Source organism: Bradyrhizobium sp. BLXBL-01 (genome assembly GCF_051853025.1).
GTDB lineage: Bacteria > Pseudomonadota > Alphaproteobacteria > Rhizobiales > Xanthobacteraceae > Bradyrhizobium.
The window spans coordinates 3,792,016-3,816,147 of sequence record NZ_CP182471.1 but is presented as its reverse complement, the minus strand read 5'-3'; the positions used below and the strand labels follow the sequence as shown (position 1 = coordinate 3,816,147).

Sequence of the window (24,132 nt, the reverse complement as noted above, 5' to 3'; positions counted from 1 at the left end):
AACGCCGCCCTGACGGGTCCACGGCAAACTGAGGGTTCGTCTTGACGCCCCAGTAGTGCTACGGGGCCTTCGCCGGCGCCGGCTCCTCGGCGCGCTTGTCGATCACCTTGTCGACCAGGCCGAACTCCTTGGCGTCGTTCGCGGTCAGGAACTTGTCGCGTTCCAACGCATCCTCGATCGACTTGTAGGTCTGGCCGGTGTGCTTGACGTAGATCTCGTTGAGCCGCTTCTTCAGGTTCAGGATTTCCTGGGCGTGCAGCATGATGTCGGTGGCCTGGCCCTGGAATCCGCCGGAGGGCTGGTGCACCATGATGCGTGCGTTCGGCAGCGAGAAGCGCATGTCCTTCTCGCCGGCGGCGAGCAGCAGCGAGCCCATCGAAGCCGCCTGGCCGGTGCACAGTGTCGACACCGGCGGGCGGATGAACTGCATGGTGTCGTAGATCGCAAGGCCCGACGTCACCACGCCGCCCGGCGAGTTGATGTACATCGAGATTTCCTTCTTCGGATTTTCCGCCTCGAGGAACAACAGCTGCGCGACGATCAGCGTCGACATGCCGTCCTCGACCGGGCCGGTCACGAAGATGATGCGCTCCTTCAAGAGGCGCGAGAAAATGTCGTAGGCGCGCTCGCCACGGTTGGTCTGCTCGACCACCATGGGCACGAGGTTCATGTAGGTTTCAACCGGATCGCGCATGAGTCACCTAGTGTTTCGGAGACGGACATCGCCGGGCAGGCTTGCCAGTTTGGCTGGATTTGCCGGGAGGCGAATGGACGTCCTGTGATGCAGGAACTTGGGTAAGAAGTAGAGGGCGTAGCGACAGATATAGCCCAATTCGCTTCTGACAAGTGCGGAGCGCATTAAGGCTTAACCCGAGGGGCAGTTGAAGCTGATTCGCGCAAAGAGGCCCAGCCGGCCATCTGGCTAGCTGGGCCTCTTCGCTGATCATCATTAATAGATGGCTGCCTCAAACCCTTCAGGCTGCGGTCTTTTCCGCCTCGTCGTCCTTGTAGAGGTCCTCGCGCGAGACCTTCTTCTCGGTCACGTTGGCGAGCTCGAGGATGAAGTCGACCACCTTGTCCTCATAGATCGGCGCACGAAGCTGGGCCAACGCCTGGGCATTGTTGCGGTAAAAGTCCCAGACCTCCTTCTCGCGGCCAGGCATCGAGCGCGCGCGTTCGATCACGGCACGGCCGACCTCGTCGTCGGTCACGGTGATCTTGTTCTTCTCGCCGATCTCGGAGAGCACGAGGCCGAGCCGCACGCGGCGATCGGCGATCTTGCGATACTCCTCCTTCGCCTTGTCCTCGGTGGTGTCCTCGTCGGCAAAGGTCTTGCCGGCGGAGTCCATCTCGGCCTTGACCGAGTTCCACATCAGGCTGAACTCCTCGTCCACCAGCGAGGGCGGCGCCTCGAAGCGATGCGCCTCGTCGAGGCGGTCGAGCAGCGCGCGCTTGACGCGCTGGCGCGTGGCGGTGGCGAACTCGGCAGTCAGCCGCTCGCGTGCGGCCTCCTTCAGCTTGTCCAGCGATTCCAGGCCGAGCGACTTGGCGAACTCGTCGTCGATCGCGAGGTCCTGCGGCGCCTCGATCAGCGTCGCAGTGGTCTCGAACTCCGCCGGCTGGCCGGCGAGCTTGTCGTTCATGTAGTTCTTCGGGAACGACACTTTCAGCGTGCGCGTCTCACCCGCGCCGATGCCGATCAGCTGCTCCTCGAAGCCCGGGATGAAGGTGTTGGAGCCGATGACGACCTGGATGCCCTCGCCGGTGCCGCCCTCGAAGACTTCGCCGTTGATGGTGCCCTTGAAGTTGATGGTGACGCGGTCGCCCGACTCCGCCTTGGTGCCCTCGCCCTTGGCGGCATAGGTGCGGTTGGAATCGGCGATGCGCTTGATCGCCTCGTCGACGTCGGCGTCGGTGACCTCGGCAACGGGCTTCTCGACCTGGAAGGTCTTGAAGTCGGCGAGCGCGATCGCCGGCACCACCTCGATCGCGACCGTGTAGGTCAGATCCGTCTTGCCGCTCAGCAGCTCCTCGACGTCCTTCTGCTCCGTCGGCATGGTGATCTTCGGCTCGGTCGCCAGACGGAAGCCGCGCTCGGAGAACAGCTGCGTGTTGGTGTCTCGGATGGTCTGGTCGATGGTTTCGGCCATGACCGAGCGGCCATAGACCTTCTTCAGGTGCGAGACCGGCACCTTGCCCGGACGGAAGCCGTTGATGCGGACCTTGTCCTTGAGGTCGACGAGCTTGGCACCGGCCTTGGCGTCAAGATCAGACGCGGGAACGCTGATCTTGAACTCGTGCTTCAAACCTTCCGAGAGGGTTTCTGTGACCTGCATGGCGTCCAATCTTCTTTTCGTTCGGCCCCGGCACGTCGCGCGTCGGGACGCTGTCGTTAATCGATCCGGCGCGAGGCAAACGCCTCCACGCCGGTGGTTCATCGGACCCGTTCCAGGCGGATGATCATCCGCTTGGAAGCAGGCCTCGTAATCCGTGCAAACGCGATAAGCGCTTGGTGCGGGCGGAGGGACTCGAACCCCCACAACTTTCGTCACTGGAACCTAAATCCAGCGCGTCTACCAGTTCCGCCACGCCCGCGTGAATTTGCATCAAGACCGGCCGCGATGCCGCGGGCGGCCGGGCTTATAGCATGCGCCTGACTGTTCGCAGCAAAAAAATGGCCTGATGGAGGCAGGCTTCAAATAGGCACGACGGCTGGACTTATCCAGCACGGCGTGGTCCGGATCGTGCCATGACAATGCGGATTTCTGACCCTACCCGGCGCGAGGTTTTGGCAGGTCTCGGAGCCTCGGCAGCCGGGCTGATCGTAGGGGGTGCGGGCCCGTCCGTGACGGCCCAGCTCGCGCTGCAGGCGCGGCTGGCAACGCTGGCTCTGAGATCGGGTCAGCCGGCTACACCGATCTGGGAGTTGGCCGCCGTAAGCCACCTCGGGGACGTCCGTCTCAAGCGCTTTGACCGCTGCGAGGTGGTCTTCCGCAACGACCTGCCTGTGCCGCTTGCACCCGTCTGGTACGGCCTCCATGGCCCAGCCACTTCCGACCCGCTCCGAGGGCGCGCGCCGGCAGCGCCAGCCACGACAGAAATATCAAATATTTCAATGCCAACCGCGGGAACCCTGCTGGCGGACTTCCGCCTCTTCGAGGGCAGCCTGAAGCAGCCCGCGCGCCCGCTCCCGATTATTGCGGCCGAGACCAGCCACGTTGCCGTCGACCGTGACGAGATCCTGTTGATCGAGGAATGGCGCCTGCGGCCGGATGGCACCGCGGTCCCTGCGGGCCAGGACCCGAAGGACACGACGCCGCTCTACACCGTCAACGGCAAGACTTCATTCGAACTCTCAGCCGCAGCTCGTGAGCGGCTGCGGCTGCGCTTCATCAACGGCTCCCAACGTACTGTTCTGGCAATCAAATTGGAGAGCCACGAGGTCCGTGTGATGGCCCTGGACGGCCAACCGGCCGAGCCGTTCCCCGCCCGCAACGGCGCATTGGTGCTGGCGCCCGGCGCACGGGCCGACGCCTTCGTAGATGCGGCCGCCTCGGCCCCATTCCTGCTCCATGACGGCAAGGAGGCGCGCCAGGTCGGAAATCTGACCATCTCCGGGAAGCTGGAGCGCGCCCCGCTGTCGCCTCCCCAACCGCTCCCGTCGAACGATCTCCCCGAGAAGCTCGATCTGAGAGGCGCCCTGCGGTTCGATGTCGCGCTCGGCGCCGCCGATTCCGGCTGGGCGCGGCCGGCGACATTCTCCACCGAATCTGCCCCCGCCTTCCGCGCCAAGACCGGCCGCACCGTGGTGCTGGCCCTGCAGAACCCCGCCCCGATCGCCACGGTGTTTCACCTGCACGGCCACCCGTTCCGCCTGCTCGACAAGCTCGACGACGGCTGGAAGCCCTATTGGCTCGACACGCTCGCGATCGAGCCCGGCCAGACCCAGCGCATCGCCTTCGCCGCCACCTCGCCGGGACGCTGGCTGATCGAATCCGTCGTGACCGACTGGGCCGCGCCGCGCCTGGTGCGCTGGTATGGGGTGGAGTGAGATTTTGTAGGCCGGGTAGAGCGCAGCGAAACCCATCGCCATCGCGCCCAGGCTTGAGATGATGGGTTTCGCTGCGCTCTACCCATCCTACCCCCGTAGCGAACAGCTCAAAACTCCACGCCGAGCGCATCGTAGATCCGCCGGTGCACGGCCGGCAGCGTCTCGGTCAGATCCTCTGCAATCAGGCCCGGCCCGGCTTCGCTTGCCGCCTCGCCATGCATCCAGACGCCGATGCTGGCGGCCTCGAACGCCGGCACGCCTTGCGCCAAGAGCCCCGCGATGATCCCGGACAGCACGTCGCCGGCGCCGGCCGTGGCGAGCCAGGGCGGCGCATTCGCGGCAATGGTGGCGCGGCCATCGGGCGCGGCGATTGTGGTGTCCGGCCCCTTCAGCAGCACGACGGCGCCGGAGCGCTCGGCGGCGGCGCGGACGCGCTCGAGCTTGGAGCGGCCGGGATGCTTGTTGCTGAGATCGGAGAACAGGCGCGGAAACTCGCCTTCATGCGGGGTCAGCACCACCGCATTGTCCTGCGAGGACTTGATCAACTCGAACAGGCGCTCGGGGGTTGCGGCAAAACTGGTCAGCGCATCCGCATCGAGCACCAGATGCCGCTGCGCGGCAAGCGCGGTATGGACGAAATCGCAAGTGCGTTCGCCGATGCCGGCACCGGGGCCGATGATGCAGGTGTTATAGCGCTTGTCGCCGAGCAGCTCGCCGAACTCGATCGCGCTGTCGACGGGGCGCACCATGACCGCGGTGAGCGCGCTCGCATTGATCGCGAGCGCATCGCGCGGGCTCGCCAGCGTCACGAGGCCCGCGCCGGCGCGTAGCGCGCCGCGCGCGGCGAGCCGTGCCGCGCCGGTCGCGGCCGCATCGCCCGAGACCGCGAGCACGTGCCCTCGCGCATATTTGTGGCCATCGATGCGCGGCACCGGAAACGCTGCGCCCCAGACATCGGGATCGTTTTCGAAAATCTGCGGCGCGATCTCGTCCAGCACCTGCGCATCGATGCCGATGTCGGCAACGCTGACGCGGCCACAATGCACACGTCCCGGCAGCAGCAGGTGCGCCGGTTTCTTGCGGAAGAAGGTGACGGTCTCGGTGGCGTTCACCGCCACGCCCATCACGGCCGCGCTGGTGCCGTTGATGCCGCTCGGCAGGTCGACCGCGAGCACCGGGGCGCCGTTGGCGTTGATCGCCTCGATCAGCTCCCGCGCCTCGCCGTCCACGGTGCGGCTGAGGCCCGCACCGAACAGCGCATCGATGATCAGCGCAGGTCTGCCGATCGCCTGCGGGTTGAACGGCAGCACCGGATGCTTCCAGCCGCGCGCGGCGGAGGCGGCATCGCCCTGGAGCTGGTCGCGCTCGCACATCAGGATCACCGAGACCTCCCGCCCCTGTGCGGCGAGCTCGGCGGCGGCGACGAAACCGTCCCCGCCATTATTGCCGGGGCCGGCCACGATCAGGATCGGCCCCTCCTCTGCCAATCCCTGGGCGGCCTCGGCGACCGCCTGGCCGGCGCTGAGCATCAGCTTGAAACCGGGCGTGCCGGCCGCGATGGCGAGCTGGTCGGCGCGCTGCATTTCGGCGTTGGTCAGAACTTCCATGCCACTTCCTAGTACAATCGCCTCTTGAACAGGCATCTTTGGCGCCGATCCGGCGGCGGGAACGTCGATCTGCACACATATTGAACCGTTTGCCTATTTCGTAGTCTTCGGTATTTTGTGCAGGTCGGCACACCACTCAGAGATGCTCGTTAAAGGGCTGATAACGCTCCGATAATCAGGGCATTTGCAACTTGGCATAGACCCTGCTTTCGAGGAAGCCGCTTCGGTTCGTCGTGCTCACTGGCGTCTTCAAGGGTGTGGCTGGCCGTTGTTGCCGGACCGGTCAGGGATCCCGGCATAGAGAAGACAAGATCGTGCGTTGAGAAATGCGCGCCCTGACGAAGACGTTGCTATTGGATCGAAAGGCCGGGAGTCGCGCAGTGAAGAAAATCGAAGCCATCATCAAGCCATTCAAGCTCGACGAGGTGAAGGAAGCGCTTCAGGAAGTCGGTCTGCAGGGCATCACCGTCACCGAGGCCAAGGGCTTTGGCCGGCAGAAGGGTCACGCCGAGCTTTACCGCGGCGCAGAATACATCGTCGACTTCCTGCCGAAGGTCAAAATCGAGATCGTGATCGGCGACGATCTGGTCGAGCGCGCCATCGACGCGATCCGCCGCGCCGCGCAGACCGGCCGCATCGGCGACGGCAAGATTTTCGTCTCCAACATCGAAGAGGCGATCCGCATCCGAACCGGCGAATCCGGGCTGGACGCTATCTGAGCCGGGTGCTATCCCGCATTTTGCGACACTCTGACAAGAAATAAGGCTGCTTCGGCGGCCTGATTTCGTTTGTGCGGTCGCGCGCGAACTCGCCAAAAGCGAGAACAATCTTGCTCACCTGGAAACCGACCCGCAGAGCCATAAGGGGTATGCATGAAGACCGCCAAAGACGTCCTGAAATCGATCAAGGACAACGACGTGAAGTACGTCGACCTGCGCTTCACCGATCCGCGCGGCAAGTGGCAGCACGTCACGTTCGACGTCAGCATGATCGATGAAGACATCTTCGCCGAAGGGACGATGTTCGACGGCTCCTCGATCGCCGGCTGGAAGGCGATCAACGAGTCCGACATGTGCCTGATGCCCGATCCGGTGACCGCGACGATCGATCCGTTCTTCGCCGAGACCACCATGGTCATCACCTGCGACGTGCTCGAGCCGACCACCGGCGAGCCCTACAATCGCGACCCCCGCGGCATCGCCAAGAAGGCCGAGGCGATGGTGAAGTCGATGGGCGTGGGCGACGCCGTGTTCGTCGGCCCCGAAGCCGAGTTCTTCGTGTTCGACGACGTGCGCTTCTCCTCCTCCCCCTACAACACCGGCTTCCGCCTCGACTCCTCGGAACTGCCGACCAACACCGACACGGAATATGAAGGCGGCAACCTCGGCCACCGCATCCGCACCAAGGCCGGCTACTTCCCCGTCCCGCCGCAGGACTCCGTGCAGGACATGCGCTCCGAGATGTTAGGGGCCATGGCCAAGATGGGCGTCAAGGTCGAGAAGCATCACCACGAGGTCGCTTCCGCCCAGCACGAGCTCGGCATGAAGTTCGACACGCTGACGCTGATGGCCGACCACCTGCAGATCTACAAATACTGCATCCATCAGGTCGCCCACATCTACGGCAAGACCGCCACCTTCATGCCGAAGCCGGTCTACGGCGACAACGGCTCGGGCATGCACGTGCACCAGTCGATCTGGAAGGACGGCAAGCCGGTGTTCGCCGGCAACAAGTATGCCGACCTGTCGGAGACCTGCCTCCACTATATCGGCGGCATCATCAAGCACGCCAAGGCGATCAACGCCTTCACCAACCCGTCGACCAATTCGTACAAGCGTCTGGTCCCGGGCTATGAGGCCCCCGTGCTGCTCGCCTATTCCGCGCGCAACCGCTCGGCCTCCTGCCGCATCCCCTACACCGCTTCGCCCAAGGCCAAGCGCGTCGAGGTGCGCTTCCCCGATCCGCTCGCCAATCCCTATCTCGGCTTCGCCGCGATGCTGATGGCCGGCCTCGACGGCATCAAGAACAAGATCGATCCGGGTCCGGCGATGGACAAGGACCTCTACGATCTGCCGAAGGAAGAGCTGAAGCAGATCCCGACGGTGTGCGGCTCGCTTCGCGAGGCGCTCGAAAACCTCGACAAGGACCGCGCCTTCCTCAAGGCCGGCGGCGTGTTCGACGACGACTTCATCGACGCCTATATCGAGCTGAAGATGACCGAGGTCGAGCGCTTCGAGATGACCCCGCACCCGATCGAGTTCGACATGTACTATTCGGGCTGATCGGCCTGAACCGTCTGCGACAAGCTAAAGGCGCTTCCGGAAGGAGGCGCCTTTTCGTTTGCAACTGTAAGGTCGTCCGCCCGCCTGCGGCTCACTTGCGCATGCGAATATCGGACGGGGACGCACCGTAAGCACGCCGAAAGCTGCGGTTGAAGTACGAGATGTCGTTGAATCCTGACTGGTGTGCGATTTCGCTGATCGAGCGGCCTGCGAGGCTTGGATCCGTCAGCATCTTGTAGGCAGAGGCCAGGCGCTGGTTGAGGACGAACTCCGTAAAGCTCGTGCCTTCGGCTTCGAAGAGCCTGCGGACGTAGGACTTCGAGATGCCCTGCTTGGCTGCGACGGAATCCAGGCTCAAGCCAGGATTACCGAACTGGGCGCGAATGTGGGTCTTGATGCTCCGCATTCGGGCGGCTGCAACGCCGCGCATGTTCGCCAGCTCGACGGCATCCGGAGTCGCGCCCAGGACCAGGGCGCCGAGATCGATCATGTGGTTCACAACCGCCCGCCGCATGGCGGCGTTCGCAAGCGTCTGTCTCTCATTGACGATGCCGAGATAATCCAGAAACAGCGAAAGCGCGGGATTGCCTCTGTCGAGTGGTCTGCCGATCGCGTCGTCGAAATTCCTGACCAAGGGCGCAATCAAGGCGCGGCTGATCCGCCAGGTGACGACACGCCTCGTCGTGGGATTGGTTGCCGTCCCCGGCAATCCATTCGTTGTCAAAACCGCCTCCCCGGGGCCGAGGCACGTCTCGTGACCATTTTGATTGTGGATCGCCGTACCATCGAGGTTGAACACGAGCACGGGATCGTCGTTGTCGATCATCGCTTCGGTGTGCCGACAGAAAATCGGAGAAGCGGTCGCGGCCGCGACGGACATTCCAGGCAACGCACGCAGCTTCATGTCGATCTGAAGCGCCGTATCGGGCAACGGCTCGATTTCCAGCTTGAGAATTTCGCGGCCGTAGATCTGGTGAAATGCTTCGGTCCTCTCGCGATCGGCAAATTCCGAGCTGGACAGCTCCAGTGCAATCAATTCGTCGCCAGTATCCAACACACCTCTCCATAAAAGTGAGATTGCCCGGCGCTCTTTTGTCGCAGGAAACTGGCGGCGTTCAAAGGCCTTTCATTGCAAGGTCCAACTCGGATCACACGCCACTTCAACTGCGGCTCGATACGACGTTGGCGCTGGACCAGCGCGCCGGCTGATGTGGCAATGCGATCACAGGTGATGGCAATCGCCAGATTTGTGGTGATCCGTCCAAGTAGGTGTGGCGCGTGCCCCAAGCCGAAGCAGCGCCGCTCCCAGTATAGCTACCTGACGTCGCTTTCGAATACGCGCGCCGGTTGCAGGGGGCTCAATGGCAATCACGGGAAGATTTCTTTCGACCGCTGCGTTCGGTCTTGCACTGACGCAGGCGGCCTCAGCCGCGGATCTGCCCGTCAAGGCAGTTGCGCTTGCGCCTGCCGCTGTCGACTGGAGCGGCGTCTATGTCGGCGTGCATGCCGGCTATGGTGGCGGCATGAAGGACTGGTGGGTCGGTAACGTGTTTGGACCGAACAATGATTATGCCGCGAGCGGCTTCCTCGCGGGCGGACAGATCGGCATCAACAAGCAGATCGCAAGTCTGGTTTTCGGTCTTGAGCTGGACGGGTCATGGGCCAATATCCGCGGCTCTCAGAACATGCGCGTTGAAGAGCCGTTCTTCATCGATACGACCGCCACGGTCACATCGAGGATCGAGGCATTGGCAACGGCGGCGGGCCGCGTCGGCTTGGCGGCCGACCGCTGGCTGGTGTTCGCAAAGGGTGGCATCGCCGGCGCGTGGGAAAAGCACAGTAGCAATGCAGCGAGCAACGACTTCTTCGCCGGCACCTCGTCATCGAGCTTCAGCGGGAATGAATACCGTTGGGCACCGATGATCGGCCTTGGCGCCGAATATGCATTGGAGGGGAATTGGTCGGTCAAAGCCGAATACGACTACTTGCATTTCGGCACGCGGTCGGTGCGGATGAGCGGTAGCTCCACAGCTCTCCCGACTCCTTTCTCGGTTGATGTACCGATCACGCAGGATTCCATCCACCTGATCAAGGTGGGCGCGAACTACCGAATTGCTGATCCTGCGGTCGATCCCAAATATCCGCCCGTCAGGGCGGTGCCCGGCACGAACTGGACCGGCGGCTTTGTCGGCGTGCAGGGTGGCTATGGCTTTGGTCGCGAGTGGCGGAGCCAAGCTCCCGCACCCCTGCCGGGCAGTGGCAGTTTTGATGTCAGCGGATGGCTTGGAGGCTTTGACGGCGGCGTCAACGTTCAGTCCGGCGTGTTTGTGCTCGGCGTGGAAGGCGAATGGATGTGGACGGGTATCAAGGGCAGCCGATCCTCCACGTTCCCGTTGGGCGGATCGATGGTAACGTCCGGTCTGAACACCTCGACCGACTGGCTTGCGATCGCCAGCGGCCGCGCCGGCTTTGTCGTCGGCGATCGCCTGCTTGTCTATGGCAAGGCTGGTCTTGCGCTCGCCAATGAAAACCACGCAATGAATGGCGTAGAAGTCTTTGGAGCCCTCAGCGAATCTCTCGCAGCCAGCGGCAAGGCCCTACACTCAGGCGCCGTGATCGGAACCGGGCTTGAATATGCATTGGCGGGCAATTGGTCGGTCAAAGGCGAGTACAACTACATCCGCATGTTCAACCAGCAGACGAGTCAGAGCGGCACTTACAGTCAGCCCCTGTGGGCCCCGGCAGCGGCCGCTGTCAACAGCGCGATCACGCAGGATCTGCAGCTGTTCAAGCTAGGCGTGAACTATCACTTCAATCCGCTGCCCGGAGCCATCACCGCACGCTACTGATCCGATGACCGGGCTTCGATGCGCCCGTCAGCTTTCGTTCCGCATCTGACTCCAGTTCGTTCTCGAAGAACAAATCAGAGCCGCAAAAATCGCATCGGAGCAATTCCTACCGATTGGTTTATTCGGATCGAGATTTGGAATGCGCACGTCACTTGTCCGGAAAGTTGACGCCGATCTCGGTCACCATGGGCGCCCATTTCACCAGCGTCGCGTTGTCGGAGGCGATCTTCAGGCCGTCACGCGACCTCGGCGCTCCGGCCTTCTTGCCGAAGCGGATGGTCACGGTGCAGCCGTCCCGCAAAGGCCGGCCTCGACGCGCTCGCGATCAGCACCTCGCGGCCTTCTGTTACGGGTTGTTAGGTCGCGGCATCAAATGGTCGAGCAGGCCGGTGGGGAGCGGAAACACCACCGTCGACGAGCGTTCACCGGCGATGTCGTGCAGAGCCGCGAAGTAACGAAGCTGCATTGCCTGAGGCTCCTGCGCCAGTATCCGGCCGGCTTCGACGAGCTTTTCGGCGGCCTGCTGCTCGCCCATCGCATTGATCACCTTGGCCCGCCGCAGGCGCTCCGCCTCGGCCTGTTTGGCAATCGCGCGAACCATGGTTTCGTTGATATCGACGTCCTTGATCTCTATGCCGGTGACCTTGATGCCCCAGACGTCGGTCTGCTTGTCGAGGATCTCCTGGATATCGGCGTTCAACCTGTCGCGCTCGGCAAGCATCTCGTCGAGCTCGTGCTTGCCGAGCACCGAACGCAACGTGGTCTGGGCGAGCTGGCTGGTCGCCGCCATGTAGTCACCGACCTTGATGATGGCGCGCTCGGGGTCGACGATGCGGAAGTACAGGACGGCGTTGACCTTGACGGAGACGTTGTCGCGCGAAATTACGTCCTGCGGCGGCACCACCTGCACCATCACCCGCAGATCGACCTTGACGAGTTGCTGCACGATCGGGACGAGCAGGATGAGGCCCGGGCCCTTCACACCGGTAAAGCGGCCGAGCGTGAAGACGACGCCGCGCTCGTACTCGCGCAGGATTCGAATAGCCTGGGATAGAAACACGATGACAAGCAGCGCAAGCGCCGCATACGTCAGATATTCCAGCATCATGATGGACCTCCCTCGCCTGTCCGGGCGGGTGTGCGGCGTATCAGCAGCGTCAGGTCGACGACATTGGCGACCTCCACCGTCTCTCCGGGCTTGAAGGTTTCGGCGCCGCGCGCCTGCCAGCGCTCACCATGGGCGAAGACATGGCCTTCGTTCCCGTTCCAGTCGAGAACCTCGGCGGGCAAGCCGCGCATGGCCTGCGCGCCGACCAGCGCAGGAGCTTTGCGGACGCGCCGCAGCGAACCAAGCACGACCAGAGCAAAGCCGCTGAACACGACCGCAGTGACACCGATCACCCACCACGACAATTGGTATCCAGGCGCCTCGCTCCTGAAGAGCATCATTGCTCCGAGCACGAAGGCGATGATCCCGCCGAAGCCGACCACCACGGTCGGGTTGAAGGCTTCGATGGTGAGAAGCACGAGTCCCACCAGCATCAGGGCGAGGCCGGCATAGTTGATCGGCAGCAAATTGAGCGCATAGAGGCCGATCAGCAGGCAGATCGCGCCGACGACTCCCGGGGCGACGGCTCCGGGAGACATGAACTCGAAGATCAGGCCGTAGATGCCGACCATCAGCAGAATGAACGCCACGTTGGGGTCGGTGATGACCGCCAGGAACCGGGATATCCGTCCGGGCTCGACCGCTTCGACGACAGCATCCTTTGTTGCGAGGCGTTGCGTCCTGCCGCCTGCGAGCTCCACCACGCGGCCATCAACCTGCCGCAGCAATTCAGCCTGATCGCGCGCGACGAGATCAATGGCATGTGCCTCCAGCGCGCCGTTGGCAGAGAGTGTTGCAGCCTCGCGGACCGCCTTCTCTGCCCAGTCCACATTGCGGTTGCGCAGCTCGGCGAGGCTTCGGATGAAGGCGACGGCATCGTTCGTGGCCTTCGCCGTCATCGCGTCCTTCGGCTCATGCTTCTTGTCTTTGCCATCCTTGTCGGGTGTGCCGCTCGGCAGGCCCGGAAGCGGCCCGCCAATCTGGACCGGCGTCGCCGCACCGATGTTGGTGCCTGGTGCCATCGCCGCGATGTGGGTCGCATAAAGGATATAGGTCCCCGCACTCGCCGCGTGGGCGCCGGAGGGAGCGACGTAGCCAATGACAGGGACAGGCGAGGCGAGCACATCCGCGATGATCTCGCGCATGCTGGAATTGAGCCCGCCGGGCGTGTTCATCCTCAGAAGCACGACCTCGGCGCGCCGTTCGCTCGCGCTGGCCAAGGCCTCCCGCACGTAGCTGGCTGACGCCGGGCCAATCGCCCCGTCGATCGAGACAACGAGGGCTACGCGCTTGCTCTCCTCCGCTGAGCTGGGAAGGAGGCAGCAGATCAAAGCCACGACGGTGATCGCCGCAACGAGGGCCGCCTTCATGGTCTGCACGGCACGGGCTCCCTTGCAGAGCATATGGTATTCTTCTCATGAAACCTCAATGCTGCGCATGGAGATCAACGTTCCGATTGTGCAACGCAATGGGAATGCCCATGCAGGATTGCCGACGCGCTCGCGGCGCGGCTCTATCCACTTTCTGCCTGGCCTAGCAGCGGCTTCAACCATTCGCGCGTCAGGCCAATGTCGTCTTCCGTGATCGAATGCCCCGTCGGCAGCACGTGATGCGCTACGTCGGCGCCCATGTGCGCCAGCCGTTGTGCCAGGCGAGCCCCGTCGCCGCGCAGCCGCCGCTCGTCATTGTCACCATCGACCAGGAGAGCCGGGACGCGCGAGAGGCGCGTGTCTGGAGCGACCGCGAACGGCGACAGCGGCCTGAAAAGAACGGCACCGGAGAGACAGCGAGGATAGAGCATGAGCAGCGCAGCGGCCATGATGGCGCCGTTCGATAAGCCGATCGCGACCGGCGGCCTCGGGAAGCGATAGTTCTTCCCGATCCGGACCACCTCGCCGGCCAGCACATCGGCTCGGGCAAGTAGATCGCGTTCATCGATCGAGCGATCCTCGAACCGGCGAAAGAAAGCGAAGCCGGCCTCCCAGGGCACGGCGCCTCGAAGCGCGACGGCCATCGAGCCCGGGGCGAGCCGCCCAGCCAGCGGCACCATGTGCAGCTCCGTGCCGCTCGAACCGTGAAGCATCAGCAACGGGGTGTGATCCGGAGCGGCACCCTTGATGAAACAATGGTCATGAGCCGACAATGGCAATTCCTCACCTTCAACCGCGCAACTAAGATGGGATCTACCTCCACTATACCACGTCGCCGTGAAAGCCTTCTGCAGCTCGCAAGGCTTTCCGCAAGCCGATACTGATGTCAGCTTTCGTTCTGCATCTGACTCCAGTTCGTTCTCAAAGAACAAATCAGAGCCGCGATTATCGCGGCGGACCAATTCCTACTGATTGGTTTATCGCGGGCGGAATTTCGAACGAACCATGATTGCATAACGCGGGTCGCGAGCACGCAACGTCAGGCCTCGGGCAAAAGCCGCCGGGAGATCGTCAACGCGTGCTTGCAAGTTGAGCTGAGAACTGGAGAATACCGGCAATGCCGCGTATTCCGTCATTGCGAGCGCAGCGAAGCAATCCAGACTGCCTCCGCTGGAAGATCCTGGATTGCTTCGTCGCAAGGGCTCCTCGCAATGACGAGGACAGAGCGAGACTCGCGCCCGCGTGGCCTACGCCGCCGCCTTCTGCCGTGTCACCAGCGCTTCGCCGAAGGCCTCGAACAGCTTGCGGTTGATCGGATTGTGCTGCGGGTCGTACTCCGCGTGCCATTGCACGCCGAGAGCAAAGCTCGGGGCTTCGGCGATGCGGATCGCCTCGATGGTGCCGTCCTCGGCGATGCCTTCGATCAGCACGCGCTTGCCGGGATCGAGGATGCCCTGCCCGTGCAGCGAATTGACCCGGATCTTCTCGCAGCCGAGAATCGTCGCGAAGGCGCCGCCAGGCGTCAGGTCGACGTCGTGACGGTCGGCGAACACCACGGTCGGATCGGGATGGATATCGCCGTTCTCGAGCCTGGGCATGCGGTGGTTCATGCGGCCGGGGATCTCGCGGATCTCGGGATGCAGCGAGCCGCCGAAGGCGACGTTCATCTCCTGCAGGCCGCGGCAAATGCCGAACAGCGGAATGCCGCGGGCGACGCAGGCGACCGAAAGGGCCAGCGCGACCTCGTCGCGGTGGATGTCGTAAGGCTCGTGCTTCTCGCAGGGATCGACGTTGAAGCGGGTCGGGTGAACGTTGGCCCGGGCGCCGGTCAGGATGATGCCGTCCACGGTATCGAGCAGCGCCGGGATATCGGTAATGTCGGGCGAGCCCGCGAACATCAGCGGCAAGCCGCCGGAGACTTCGGCCACGGCGCGCAGGTTTCGCTCGCCAACCATCTGGACCTGAAATCGATTTTCGACGCGATAGGAATTCCCGATCACGCCGACGACCGGCTTTCTCATCTGTCGTTCCGCGCCTCCCGATAAGAAGATTCCCCAAACATGCCCCTCAGATGAAACAAATTCAACTGAAGGGATCGCGGGACGGCAATGCTATTTTCGCGCAAATGCCTCCCGGGCTTCCATCCCGCCGGTCACGGGCAGACCGGCCGCCTTCAGCGCAATTGCCGCTGTCTCGCCCGGCGCGTCCAGCCAGGGAAGCCTGGCCTCGATACCGCGCGTCACGGGCTCTCCGAGAGCGCCCCCGAAGTCGATCGGCCAGAACCCGCTGGGCACCACCTCGGCGGAGAAGCCGCGGATCGCGTAGCCGTCGCCCAGGATTGCCTCTGCATGGTCGCTGTCGACAAGGCGCGCGGTCTTGGGATCCCTAGGATCGCCGAAGCTCACGAGCACGGGGATGAGCTCCCCTTGCACCGGGACAACGCCGGTCTGCCGGCTCATGTCCTTGAACGACACCCGGCTGCCGCGCGCGATGCCATAGGCGCGGAGCGCCACATAGTTGATGTCGTCGAGGTCGAGCTTGGCGCCCTGCTGATGCGCCAGCAAGACCACGATGTTCTTGCCTTGGCCGAGATCGACGAACACAGCCTCCCCACGCATCGTGGTGCGGCCACTGCGGTTGTAGTTGCGATCGGGCACGACAGCCAGAATGCCCGACCCGGTCTTGATCCCGGCGGGCGTCGTCACCTCGACCGTCAGGCGGAATTTATGGTCCGGCCGGTTGATCCGGATCTGGTCGCCACCGACGAGCAAAGCCAAGAGCCCGAGCAGACCGGCCCACTTGCTGATAGTGCCCAAGCGCCCCTCACTTCTGTTTCCTCACCGCTCTGCACCGTTCGCGCGGGGGCGTCAAACGGGCGCGTTGCCGCTCTTGATCGGAGGCGCGTTTGTCGAAAGAGTGCCCCGATTGCAGCTACCAAAGACAGGATACGATGTGACCTTTCCCGCAGATGAACGACCCCGCGCCCGTGCCGACCTCGCGCGGGATCAGGCCTGGGCGATCGCGGTCGGCGGCATCGGCGTGGTGCTGTTCACCGCGCTGCTCGCCTTCACCTGGTTTTTTGCGACCACCGTGCTGCTGATCTTCACCGGCATGCTGCTCGGCCTCGGCCTCAACGCGCTGGTCAATGCGCTCGGTCGGCGGGTCCACCTGCCTCACACGATGCGGCTTGCAATCGTCTGCGTCGCGCTCGCTCTGCTGCTTGCGGGCGTCGCCTATCTCGGCGGCGCCACCATTGCCGAACAGGCCTCGCTCCTGAGCAAGACCATCAAGTCGCAGATCACCAATGTCAGGTCCTTGCTCGAGAACTACGGCATCGACACCAGCTTCTTCGATCTCGGCAACGCTGCGCCGGACTCCGCGACCAACGCGTCCTCGGAGACGACGCCCGCGCCGGCAACGCCCTCGCGCGCTCCCCTGCCTAGCGCCGGCGCGCTCGCCTCCAGCGGCGGCGCGATCGTGAGCCAGACCCTCAAGCTGCTGCTCGGCACCATTCACGGCGTGGGCAACATCTTCATCGTGCTGTTCCTGGGCCTTGCCTTCGCCGCCCAGCCCAAAGTCTATCATGACGGCCTGCTGTTCCTGGCACCGGCGCGGCACCGTACCCGTGTCGCCATCGTCATCGACCGTATCGCGGAGACGCTGGAGCGCTGGCTGATCGCCCAGATCATCGTCATGATCGCGGTCGGTGCCGTGACCTGGATCGGACTTGCCGTCATCGGCATCCCCGGCGCGTTCATCTTAGGGATTCAGGCGGGCCTGCTCGCCTTCATCCCCACGGTGGGAGCCATCATCGCCGGCGTCATCGTGGTGCTGGCGAGCCTCGCCTCGGGATGGATTCCCGCCTTGTCGGCGTTTCTGCTCTTCATGGGCGTGCACGCCATGGAAAGCTACGTGCTGACGCCGATCCTGCAGCGCCAGGCGCTCGACATCCCGCCGGCCACGCTGTTCGCGTTCCAGATCCTGCTCGGCGTCGTCTTCGGCATCTGGGGCCTCGCGCTGGCGCTCCCGCTGGTCGCCATCGCCAAGGTCATGATCGACCATGTCAAGATGTATGAGGCGCCGCCTCTGGCGGAGGCGGCCTGACACTCATTCCGTGGTCAGCACGGTCTCGGTGTGCTCGACCTCGGGGGGCGCGGCAAAATACTGGCCGACCAGGCCGCGCCATTCCGCGAAATTCTCCGAGCCGCGGAAGTCCACGGTGTGGTTCTCCAGCGTCGCCCATTTCACCATCAGCCGGTAACGCTGCGGCTTCTCGATCGACTTGTGCAGCTCGAAGCCGTGAAAGCCCTTGGAGCGGCCGAAAGCGGCCTTGGCCTTGGCGACGGCCGCCTCGAAATCCTTCTCGCTGCCCGGCTTGACGTCGATTTGCGCGATCTCGGTGATCATCGGCTTTCCACCCTGTTTGTTCGATGGCCGTGTCTAGCGCAGCCGGAGCCAAAGAAAAAGGCGCCGGAACGGCGCCCTGCCCCAGCCGAATTGCGGGTGCGTCAGGCGAACAGCAGAACGGTGCCGGTCACGATCAGCGCACACCCCGCGAACAGCACGAACGGCCAGTAGCTACGGTGCTGCGTGTAGCGCCCTTGCGCGCGGCGCTCGGTGATCAGCGCGCTCTCGTATTCGTCCGCGGTCGAGAACAGACAGGCGAAGCCGCCGCGGGCCGAGGCGGCCTCGGCTTCGAGCCACATCAGGGCGGCTTGCGGATTCTGTCGGCGGATCGATTCCATGGCCACGATGGTAGGGATCGAATGGTAAACAGAGATTTACCGCAAGCCCGCCCTGCATTCTCACGCGGTGGCCGGACGCGCCTGCGATGCGCCGATCCGCGCCGCGCTCTGACGCCGCCAGTTCTCCAGCGACAGCGGCAGCTCCTCGGCCGCCTCGACGCGGTTGCGGCCGCCGCGCTTGGCCTGGTAGAGCGCGGTGTCGGCCGAGGCCAGCAGCACCTCGAGCTCGGTGCCGGCCGGACCGCCGGCGACGCCGATGCTGACGGTGGTGTCGACCGGACCTTCGTCGACCACGACGCCGGAGGTCTCGAACGCCTCGCGCACGCGCTCGGCGACCAGCACGCCCTCCTCCAGCGCGCACGGCAACAGCGCGGCGAACTCCTCGCCGCCGATGCGGCCCGAAAGGTCGGAGATGCGCAAATTGCTGACCACGACGGTGGAGAACAGTTTGAGCATCTCGTCGCCGGCGGGATGGCCGAAACGGTCATTGATCGACTTGAAGTGGTCGATGTCGAAGATCATCACGGTCACGGGCCGCCCGGCCTTTGCCTCGCGCTCGATCACGCGCGCACAGGCCTCCGAGAAGCCGCGGCGGTTGAGCATGCCGGTCAAAGGATCGGTCGATGCCGCAGTCCGGTGCGCGGTGACGGTGCGCTCCGACACCAGCATGAAGATCACGAACACCGTACCGACGGCATAGAGGATGAGTTCGACCGTGAACACCGTAACCCAGATGCTCGAGGAGAAGCCGGCATCATGCGGACGCAGGACGCTGCCGATCACGATCGGCAGCATCAACACGCAGCCGTGCATCACCGGCATCACGAAGGCCGGCCAGCGCCGTTGCACGCTCTTGCGCCGTTCGGTCCAGAGCTCGCTCGCAGTCAGCGCCGCGTACACCGAGACGATGCCGGCACCGACGAGCATGCGCAGCATCGATGCCGTGGGATCGAGCAGCGTCGCAGCCGCGACCCAGGCGAGCGCGCCGAGCACGAGCCCGGGCCAGTTCGGCTTGCGGCCGTGGAAGACGCGCGCCGCGTTCCATACCATGCCGCAGGCGACGAAACCGACGGCGTTCAGCGCGAGGTACAAGTGCGGCCCCAGCCTGTCGCCCGCCGCGGTCCATAACGCGACGGAGGCGGCACCGAGCAGATAGGCGGTGCCCCACCATTTCAGCGCGGGGCTATTCTCCTGCTTGCCGAAAAACACCATCATGGCGCCGAGCAGTGCGGCGACCATGGTGGCGACCAAATAGAGCGTGATGCTATCGAGCGACATCATGTCGGCCCCCTTTAGAAAATAGCAGTTACGCGATCGGCCCAGCCGATTTGCGCGCCCTTCCGAAGGCGACGCTAGGTCGCGCGGGTTCCATTCAGGTTTTCGCGGATCCCTAAGTTTTCGGGAAACACGCCATCAATTTGCATACAAACGAACAACAAAAAGGGCGCTGAAATCAGCGCCCTTTTGCATCTCATTGAAGCCGCTTTCGCGGCGAATGCGACCGAAGCGATTAACGCTTCGAGAACTGGAAGGACCGGCGGGCCTTGGCCTTGCCGTACTTCTTGCGCTCGACCACGCGCGAGTCGCGGGTGAGGAAGCCGCCCTTCTTGAGCACAGAGCGCAGCTCCGGCTCGAAATAGGTGAGCGCCTTGGAGATACCGTGACGGACCGCACCGGCCTGGCCGGACAGACCGCCGCCGGCGACGGTGCAGATCACGTCGTACTGGCCCGAACGCTGGGCCACCGAGAACGGCTGCTCGATCATCATGCGCAGCACGGGACGGGCGAAATAGACCTCGACCTCGCGCGAGTTGACGGTGACCTTGCCGGCACCCGGCTTGATCCAGACACGGGCGACCGCGTCCTTGCGCTTGCCGGTGGCATAGGCGCGGTTGAACTTGTCGACCTTCTTCTCGTGCTTGGGCGCCTCGGGCGCGGCCGCCGTCTTGAGCTGCGAGAGCTGGTCGAGCGACTGAATGGATTCGGCCATGTTATGCGGCCCTCGTGTTCTTGCGGTTCAACTTGGCGATGTCGATCTTCTCGGGCTGCTGCGCCTCGTGCGGATGATCAGCCCCGCCGTAGACGCGGAGGTTGCCCATCTGGACGCGACCGAGCGGACCACGCGGGATCATGCGCTCGACGGCCTTCTCGAGCACGCGCTCGGGATGACGGCCCTCGAGGATCTGGCGCGCGGTGCGCTCCTTGACGTGGCCGACATAGCCGGTGTGCTTGTAGTAGGTCTTCTGCTCGCGCTTGCGACCGGTGAGTACCGCATGCTGCGCATTGATGATGATGACGTTGTCGCCGCAATCGACGTGCGGGGTGTAGGTCGGGAGGTGCTTGCCGCGCAGGCGCATGGCGACAATGGTGGCGAGACGGCCGACGACCAGACCCTTGGCGTCGATCAGCACCCACTTCTTCGTCACCTCAGCCGGCTTTGCCGAAAAGGTTTTCATGTCGGAGTTTCCGTGGACGGGAGATATCGGCGCGAACATCGCGCCGGACTGCGCGGGTTTCTAGAGAAGAGAGGCGCAACGGTCAATGCCCCAGAGTGCAAATTAGCAACGTAAAATCAATGGCTTAAAAATATGGTGCGATATTACCTGCAAAAAGCTCAAACATTTGGAATGGAATAGGTCGAGGTGACGTGGGCGATCGGATCGGGTGAGGTCCCGGACAGGAGGTTCACCTCCCCCACAGCAAGGCGCTTGCCAAGCTTGAGCAGCCGGGCCTCGGCCAGCACGTCCTGCCCGGGCTGGCCCTTGCGCAGGAAGTTGATGTTGAGATTGGTGGTAACGGCGAGCCCGATCGGCCCGATCGCGGACAGCAGCACCACGTACATCGCGAAATCCGCGAGCGCCATCAGGGTCGGGCCCGACACGGTTCCGCCCGGCCGCAGCATCCGTTCGCTGTAGTGCTGGCGCAAGAGGCTGGTCTGGCCGTCCGCGCTCTCGATCGTGATGTCGTCACCGCTGAAGGCCTGGGGAAACTCGTCACGGAGGAACTGCTCCAGCTCCGCCACGCTCATTTTCGCTAACGCCATGCCGTCCCCACCCTCGCTTCGCCTGCCCTGTTACATTAAGTTATCGGTGTCATCCAATTGCAATCATTTAGGGGAAATCGCGTCAATGTCCTCCCAAGCCGCCCGCGCCCCCGCCCCGCAACCGCCGATCCTGCTGCGCGAGATCGTCGGCAGCGTCGCCGTGCTCACGCTGAACCGACCAGCCGCGCGCAACAGCCTTTCGGAGGCAATGATCGGACAGCTGCATGCGAGCCTCAATGCGATCGCGGAACACAAGCACATCCGTGCGGTCGTGATCGCAGCCAACGGCCCGGCTTTTTCCGCCGGCCACGACCTGAAGGAACTGACCGCGCGCCGCACCGATCCGGATCACGGCCGGGCTTATTTTGCGCAGATCATGACGGCATGCAGTGCCATGATGCAGGCGATCGTGCGCCTGCCCAAGCCCGTGGTCGCTGCCGTCCAAGGCATCGCCACCGCGGCGGGCTGCCAGCTGGTGGCAAGCTGCGATCTGGCGATCGCATCGGAGGCGGCGAAGTTCGCTACGCCCGGCATCGACATCGGACTGTTCTGCTCGACGCCGATGGTGGCGCTGTCGCGCAACGTGACGCGCAAGCAGGCCATGGAGATGCTGCTGACGGGCGAGCCTGTCACGGCCGACCGCGCCCGCGAGATCGGTCTCGTCAACCGCGTGGTGCCTGCCGGCACCGAGCTCGGCGCCGCGATCGAGCTCGCGCAACAGGTCGCGCTGAAATCCGCCTACACGATCAAGCTCGGCAAGGAGGCGTTCTACCGCCAGGCCGAGATGAGCCTTGCGGATGCCTATCGCTATGCCGCAGAGGTGATGACCGAGAACATGATGGCGCGCGATGCCGAGGAAGGCATCGGTGCGTTCATCGAGAAGCGCGCGCCGACATGGCGGGATGAGTGAAATTCGTCATTGCGAGCGAAGCGAAGCAATCCAGGAATCCCTCCGCGGAAACAGCCTGAATTGCTTCGTCGCTTCGCTCCTCGCAATGACAAGAAAGAAGAACGACAAATGAACCACGACGCCTATCCCGACAATTACATCCGCGGCATCCTCAACAGCGTGAAGTCGATCGCGATGGTCGGCGCCTCTCCGGTCAATGTGCGGCCGAGCTATTTCGCGTTCAAATATCTGGGGCAGCGCGGCTACCACATGATCCCGGTCAATCCCGGCCATGTCGGCAAGGAGCTGCTCGGCAAGCCGTTCGTCGCGTCACTGTCGGACATCGGCCGTCCCGTCGACATGATCGACATCTTTCGCAACTCCAGCCACATCATGCCGGTCGTCGAGGAGGCGCTCACGCTCGACCCGCTGCCGAAGGTGATCTGGATGCAGCTCGGCGCGCGCGACGATGCCGCTGCGGCGAAAGCGGAATCAGTCGGCATCAAGGTGGTCATGAACCGTTGCCCGAAGATCGAATATGGCCGCCTGTCGTCCGAAATCTCGTGGATGGGCGTGAATTCGCGCACGCTCAGCTCCAAGCGCGCGCCGGCGCCGACGCAGGGCATGCGGCTATCCCTCAATCGGATGAGCGTCGGCGGTGGCAACACCGCCGCATCGGATCGTGCTGCGAAGAACAAGAGCGAGCAAAGCTGACGCACTTGCGAAGGTTTCGTTTCGAAAACGCGACAATGCGTAGCACGATCATTCCCAAAATGATCCTGATGTGACGCCGCGCCTTGACGTTGGGCACGGCGCCGATCAGCATGCCGCGCGATTTCAGACCACAAGAACAGGACGCCCTCAATGAGCGATCGCCTTCCGGGATTTTCAACGCTTGCCGTGCATGCCGGTGCACAGCCCGACCCCACCACCGGCGCGCGCGCAACTCCGATTTATCAAACGACCTCTTTCGTCTTCAACGATGCCGACCACGCCGCCTCGCTGTTCGGCCTGCAGGCGTTCGGCAACATCTATACCCGCATCGGCAATCCCACCAACGCCGTGCTGGAAGAACGCGTCGCCGCGCTCGAAGGCGGCACGGCCGCGCTCGCGGTGGCCTCCGGCCATGCCGCGCAGGTCGTGGTGCTGCAGCAGCTGCTTCAACCCGGCGACGAGTTCATCGCCGCGCGAAAACTCTATGGCGGCTCGATCAACCAGTTCACGCACGCCTTCAAGAGCTTTGGCTGGAACGTGGTTTGGGCCGATCCCGACGACATCGCAAGCTTCGAGCGCGCGGTGACGCCGCGCACCAAGGCGATCTTCATCGAGTCCATCGCCAACCCCGGCGGCAGCATCACCGACATCGAGGCGATCTCGACCGTGGCACGCAAGGCGGGCGTTCCGCTGATCGTCGACAACACGCTGGCCTCGCCCTATTTGATCCGTCCGATCGATCACGGCGCCGACATCGTCGTGCACTCGTTGACGAAATTTTTGGGCGGCCACGGCAACTCGCTCGGCGGCATCATCGTCGATGCCGGCACCTTCGACTGGTCCACGGGGGGCAAATATCCGATGCTGTCGGAGCCGCGCCCCGAATATCACGGCATCCGCCTGCAGGAGACCTTCGGCAATTTCGCCTTCGCGATCGCCTGCCGCGTGCTCGGCCTGCGCGATCTCGGCCCGGCGCTGTCGCCGTTCAACGCCTTCATGATCCTGACCGGCATCGAGACGCTGCCGCTGCGCATGCAGAAGCACTGCGACAATGCCAAGGCCATTGCCGAATACCTCGCGGGACATCCGGCGGTGGCCTCGGTGAGCTACGCCGGCCTGCCGAACGATAAGTACAACCAGCTCGCGCGCAAATACGCGCCGCGGGGCGCGGGCGCGGTGTTCACCTTCAGCCTGAAGGGCGGCTACGACGCCGGCGTCAGCCTGGTGTCGAAGCTGCAGCTGTTCTCGCACCTCGCCAATGTCGGCGATACCCGCTCGCTGGTGATCCATCCGGCCTCGACCACGCACAGCCAGCTCGACGACGCCGCCAAGATCAAGTCCGGCGCCGGCCCCGACGTGGTCCGCCTCTCGATCGGCATCGAGGACAAGGAAGACCTGATCGCGGATCTGGAGCAGGCGCTGGGGGCGTAGCGCCTGGGAACGACGGCGGCCCTTTCGGCCGCCGCCGGTTAAC

General features: G+C 63.8%; 24 protein-coding genes and 1 tRNA gene. 8 read left to right on the top strand and 17 right to left on the bottom strand.

What is annotated here, in order from left to right; genetic code table 11:
• Positions 1-58 precede the first annotated feature (58 nt).
• The 3 genes from ACNJYA_RS17725 to ACNJYA_RS17715 all read right to left on the bottom strand — a co-directional run bounded on the left by ACNJYA_RS17725 (position 59) and on the right by ACNJYA_RS17715 (position 2,595).
• Positions 59-694, bottom strand: coding sequence for an ATP-dependent Clp protease proteolytic subunit (locus ACNJYA_RS17725; protein ID WP_027559514.1), 636 nt, complete (start codon positions 692-694; stop codon positions 59-61).
• Positions 695-974: 280 nt separating this feature from the next.
• Entirely contained in the window at positions 975-2,336 is a 1,362-nt protein-coding gene (gene tig / locus ACNJYA_RS17720) for a trigger factor (RefSeq protein ID WP_212255170.1), read from the bottom strand.
• A gap of 174 nt (positions 2,337-2,510) precedes the next feature.
• A tRNA-Leu gene (locus tag ACNJYA_RS17715) sits at positions 2,511-2,595 on the bottom strand.
• A 154-nt stretch (positions 2,596-2,749) separates the two neighbouring features.
• On the opposite strand from ACNJYA_RS17715, the gene ACNJYA_RS17710 reads away from it, so the two are divergent.
• Complete coding sequence (locus tag ACNJYA_RS17710; protein ID WP_439403314.1) at positions 2,750-4,051, top strand: multicopper oxidase family protein; 1,302 nt, start codon at positions 2,750-2,752, stop codon at positions 4,049-4,051.
• 107 nt (positions 4,052-4,158) lie between these two features.
• Here ACNJYA_RS17710 and ACNJYA_RS17705 read toward each other — a convergent pair whose 3' ends face one another.
• Positions 4,159-5,658, bottom strand: coding sequence for an NAD(P)H-hydrate dehydratase (locus ACNJYA_RS17705; RefSeq protein WP_439403313.1), 1,500 nt, complete (start codon positions 5,656-5,658; stop codon positions 4,159-4,161).
• 380 nt (positions 5,659-6,038) lie between these two features.
• Here ACNJYA_RS17705 and ACNJYA_RS17700 point away from each other — a divergent pair, with 380 nt between their 5' ends.
• Together ACNJYA_RS17700 and glnA are read left to right on the top strand one after the other, a co-directional pair.
• Positions 6,039-6,377 (top strand): P-II family nitrogen regulator, encoded by a 339-nt coding sequence (locus tag ACNJYA_RS17700; RefSeq protein WP_007603495.1) that lies wholly within the window; start codon positions 6,039-6,041, stop codon positions 6,375-6,377.
• 153 nt (positions 6,378-6,530) lie between these two features.
• Positions 6,531-7,940, top strand: coding sequence for a type I glutamate--ammonia ligase (glnA, locus tag ACNJYA_RS17695; protein ID WP_172783502.1), 1,410 nt, complete (start codon positions 6,531-6,533; stop codon positions 7,938-7,940).
• A gap of 91 nt (positions 7,941-8,031) precedes the next feature.
• Here glnA and ACNJYA_RS17690 read toward each other — a convergent pair whose 3' ends face one another.
• On the bottom strand, positions 8,032-8,994 hold the full coding sequence (locus ACNJYA_RS17690; RefSeq protein WP_439367146.1) for an AraC family transcriptional regulator: 963 nt from the start codon (positions 8,992-8,994) through the stop codon (positions 8,032-8,034).
• Between the two features lie 307 nt (positions 8,995-9,301).
• Between ACNJYA_RS17690 and ACNJYA_RS17685 the strand changes: the two genes are divergently transcribed.
• Entirely contained in the window at positions 9,302-10,789 is a 1,488-nt protein-coding gene (locus ACNJYA_RS17685) for an outer membrane protein (protein ID WP_439367144.1), read from the top strand.
• A 148-nt stretch (positions 10,790-10,937) separates the two neighbouring features.
• On the opposite strand, the gene ACNJYA_RS17680 is transcribed toward ACNJYA_RS17685, so the two are convergent.
• From ACNJYA_RS17680 to ACNJYA_RS17655, 6 genes are all read right to left on the bottom strand, one after another.
• Positions 10,938-11,072 (bottom strand): hypothetical protein, encoded by a 135-nt coding sequence (locus ACNJYA_RS17680; protein WP_439367142.1) that lies wholly within the window; start codon positions 11,070-11,072, stop codon positions 10,938-10,940.
• Positions 11,073-11,135: 63 nt separating this feature from the next.
• The gene (locus ACNJYA_RS17675; RefSeq protein ID WP_172783499.1) at positions 11,136-11,897 is read right to left on the bottom strand and encodes a slipin family protein; all 762 of its coding nucleotides are present in this window, start codon (positions 11,895-11,897) and stop codon (positions 11,136-11,138) included.
• Positions 11,894-13,276, bottom strand: a complete 1,383-nt coding sequence (locus ACNJYA_RS17670; protein WP_212255163.1) for an NfeD family protein — start codon at positions 13,274-13,276, stop codon at positions 11,894-11,896. Before ACNJYA_RS17670 ends, ACNJYA_RS17675 begins: the two co-directional genes overlap by 4 nt.
• Positions 13,277-13,410: 134 nt before the next feature.
• Positions 13,411-13,947, bottom strand: coding sequence for an alpha/beta hydrolase (locus tag ACNJYA_RS17665; RefSeq protein ID WP_439367140.1), 537 nt, complete (start codon positions 13,945-13,947; stop codon positions 13,411-13,413).
• Between the two features lie 567 nt (positions 13,948-14,514).
• Complete coding sequence (locus ACNJYA_RS17660) at positions 14,515-15,288, bottom strand: gamma-glutamyl-gamma-aminobutyrate hydrolase family protein (protein ID WP_172783496.1); 774 nt, start codon at positions 15,286-15,288, stop codon at positions 14,515-14,517.
• 90 nt (positions 15,289-15,378) lie between these two features.
• Positions 15,379-16,083: a hypothetical protein gene (locus tag ACNJYA_RS17655; RefSeq protein WP_439403312.1), complete on the bottom strand. Its 705-nt coding sequence runs from the start codon at positions 16,081-16,083 to the stop codon at positions 15,379-15,381.
• Positions 16,084-16,219: 136 nt separating this feature from the next.
• Here ACNJYA_RS17655 and ACNJYA_RS17650 point away from each other — a divergent pair, with 136 nt between their 5' ends.
• Positions 16,220-17,371 carry an AI-2E family transporter gene (locus tag ACNJYA_RS17650; RefSeq protein WP_439403311.1) on the top strand — a complete coding sequence of 384 codons (1,152 nt, stop codon included), beginning with the start codon at positions 16,220-16,222 and terminating at the stop codon, positions 17,369-17,371.
• Positions 17,372-17,374: 3 nt separating this feature from the next.
• Here the strand turns inward: ACNJYA_RS17650 and ACNJYA_RS17645 are convergent, their stop codons facing one another.
• The 6 genes from ACNJYA_RS17645 to ACNJYA_RS17620 all read right to left on the bottom strand — a co-directional run bounded on the left by ACNJYA_RS17645 (position 17,375) and on the right by ACNJYA_RS17620 (position 21,055).
• Positions 17,375-17,674, bottom strand: a complete 300-nt coding sequence (locus tag ACNJYA_RS17645; protein ID WP_439403310.1) for an antibiotic biosynthesis monooxygenase family protein — start codon at positions 17,672-17,674, stop codon at positions 17,375-17,377.
• A 101-nt stretch (positions 17,675-17,775) separates the two neighbouring features.
• Positions 17,776-18,012 carry a hypothetical protein gene (locus ACNJYA_RS17640; protein ID WP_439403309.1) on the bottom strand — a complete coding sequence of 79 codons (237 nt, stop codon included), beginning with the start codon at positions 18,010-18,012 and terminating at the stop codon, positions 17,776-17,778.
• 60 nt (positions 18,013-18,072) lie between these two features.
• Positions 18,073-19,293 carry a diguanylate cyclase gene (locus ACNJYA_RS17635; protein WP_439403308.1) on the bottom strand — a complete coding sequence of 407 codons (1,221 nt, stop codon included), beginning with the start codon at positions 19,291-19,293 and terminating at the stop codon, positions 18,073-18,075.
• Between the two features lie 229 nt (positions 19,294-19,522).
• Complete coding sequence (gene rpsI / locus ACNJYA_RS17630; RefSeq protein ID WP_018642439.1) at positions 19,523-20,002, bottom strand: 30S ribosomal protein S9; 480 nt, start codon at positions 20,000-20,002, stop codon at positions 19,523-19,525.
• Position 20,003: 1 nt separating this feature from the next.
• Positions 20,004-20,468, bottom strand: a complete 465-nt coding sequence (rplM, locus tag ACNJYA_RS17625) for a 50S ribosomal protein L13 (protein WP_018642440.1) — start codon at positions 20,466-20,468, stop codon at positions 20,004-20,006.
• A 158-nt stretch (positions 20,469-20,626) separates the two neighbouring features.
• Positions 20,627-21,055, bottom strand: coding sequence for a PaaI family thioesterase (locus ACNJYA_RS17620; protein ID WP_439403307.1), 429 nt, complete (start codon positions 21,053-21,055; stop codon positions 20,627-20,629).
• 85 nt (positions 21,056-21,140) lie between these two features.
• On the opposite strand from ACNJYA_RS17620, the gene ACNJYA_RS17615 reads away from it, so the two are divergent.
• From ACNJYA_RS17615 to ACNJYA_RS17605, 3 genes are all read left to right on the top strand, one after another.
• The gene (locus ACNJYA_RS17615) at positions 21,141-21,965 is read left to right on the top strand and encodes an enoyl-CoA hydratase (protein ID WP_439403306.1); all 825 of its coding nucleotides are present in this window, start codon (positions 21,141-21,143) and stop codon (positions 21,963-21,965) included.
• Between the two features lie 108 nt (positions 21,966-22,073).
• Positions 22,074-22,658, top strand: a complete 585-nt coding sequence (locus tag ACNJYA_RS17610; protein WP_439403305.1) for a CoA-binding protein — start codon at positions 22,074-22,076, stop codon at positions 22,656-22,658.
• A 150-nt stretch (positions 22,659-22,808) separates the two neighbouring features.
• Positions 22,809-24,089, top strand: a complete 1,281-nt coding sequence (locus tag ACNJYA_RS17605) for an O-acetylhomoserine aminocarboxypropyltransferase (protein WP_260379370.1) — start codon at positions 22,809-22,811, stop codon at positions 24,087-24,089.
• Positions 24,090-24,132 lie beyond the last annotated feature (43 nt).

Bases quoted from the DNA above. Each gene is read 5' to 3' on its own strand.
- ACNJYA_RS17725 (WP_027559514.1), bottom strand. From the start codon at position 694: ATGCGCGATCCGGTTGAAACCTACATGAACCTCGTGCCCATGGTGGTC.
- tig (WP_212255170.1), bottom strand. From the start codon at position 2,336: ATGCAGGTCACAGAAACCCTCTCGGAAGGTTTGAAGCACGAGTTCAAG.
- ACNJYA_RS17710 (WP_439403314.1), top strand. From the start codon at position 2,750: ATGACAATGCGGATTTCTGACCCTACCCGGCGCGAGGTTTTGGCAGGT.
- ACNJYA_RS17705 (WP_439403313.1), bottom strand. From the start codon at position 5,658: ATGGAAGTTCTGACCAACGCCGAAATGCAGCGCGCCGACCAGCTCGCC.
- glnA (WP_172783502.1), top strand. From the start codon at position 6,531: ATGAAGACCGCCAAAGACGTCCTGAAATCGATCAAGGACAACGACGTG.
- ACNJYA_RS17685 (WP_439367144.1), top strand. From the start codon at position 9,302: ATGGCAATCACGGGAAGATTTCTTTCGACCGCTGCGTTCGGTCTTGCA.
- ACNJYA_RS17675 (WP_172783499.1), bottom strand. From the start codon at position 11,897: ATGATGCTGGAATATCTGACGTATGCGGCGCTTGCGCTGCTTGTCATC.
- ACNJYA_RS17665 (WP_439367140.1), bottom strand. From the start codon at position 13,947: ATGGTGCCGCTGGCTGGGCGGCTCGCCCCGGGCTCGATGGCCGTCGCG.
- ACNJYA_RS17660 (WP_172783496.1), bottom strand. From the start codon at position 15,288: ATGAGAAAGCCGGTCGTCGGCGTGATCGGGAATTCCTATCGCGTCGAA.
- ACNJYA_RS17645 (WP_439403310.1), bottom strand. From the start codon at position 17,674: ATGATCACCGAGATCGCGCAAATCGACGTCAAGCCGGGCAGCGAGAAG.
- ACNJYA_RS17640 (WP_439403309.1), bottom strand. From the start codon at position 18,012: ATGGAATCGATCCGCCGACAGAATCCGCAAGCCGCCCTGATGTGGCTC.
- ACNJYA_RS17635 (WP_439403308.1), bottom strand. From the start codon at position 19,293: ATGATGTCGCTCGATAGCATCACGCTCTATTTGGTCGCCACCATGGTC.
- rpsI (WP_018642439.1), bottom strand. From the start codon at position 20,002: ATGGCCGAATCCATTCAGTCGCTCGACCAGCTCTCGCAGCTCAAGACG.
- rplM (WP_018642440.1), bottom strand. From the start codon at position 20,468: ATGAAAACCTTTTCGGCAAAGCCGGCTGAGGTGACGAAGAAGTGGGTG.
- ACNJYA_RS17620 (WP_439403307.1), bottom strand. From the start codon at position 21,055: ATGGCGTTAGCGAAAATGAGCGTGGCGGAGCTGGAGCAGTTCCTCCGT.
- ACNJYA_RS17615 (WP_439403306.1), top strand. From the start codon at position 21,141: ATGTCCTCCCAAGCCGCCCGCGCCCCCGCCCCGCAACCGCCGATCCTG.
- ACNJYA_RS17610 (WP_439403305.1), top strand. From the start codon at position 22,074: ATGAACCACGACGCCTATCCCGACAATTACATCCGCGGCATCCTCAAC.
- ACNJYA_RS17605 (WP_260379370.1), top strand. From the start codon at position 22,809: ATGAGCGATCGCCTTCCGGGATTTTCAACGCTTGCCGTGCATGCCGGT.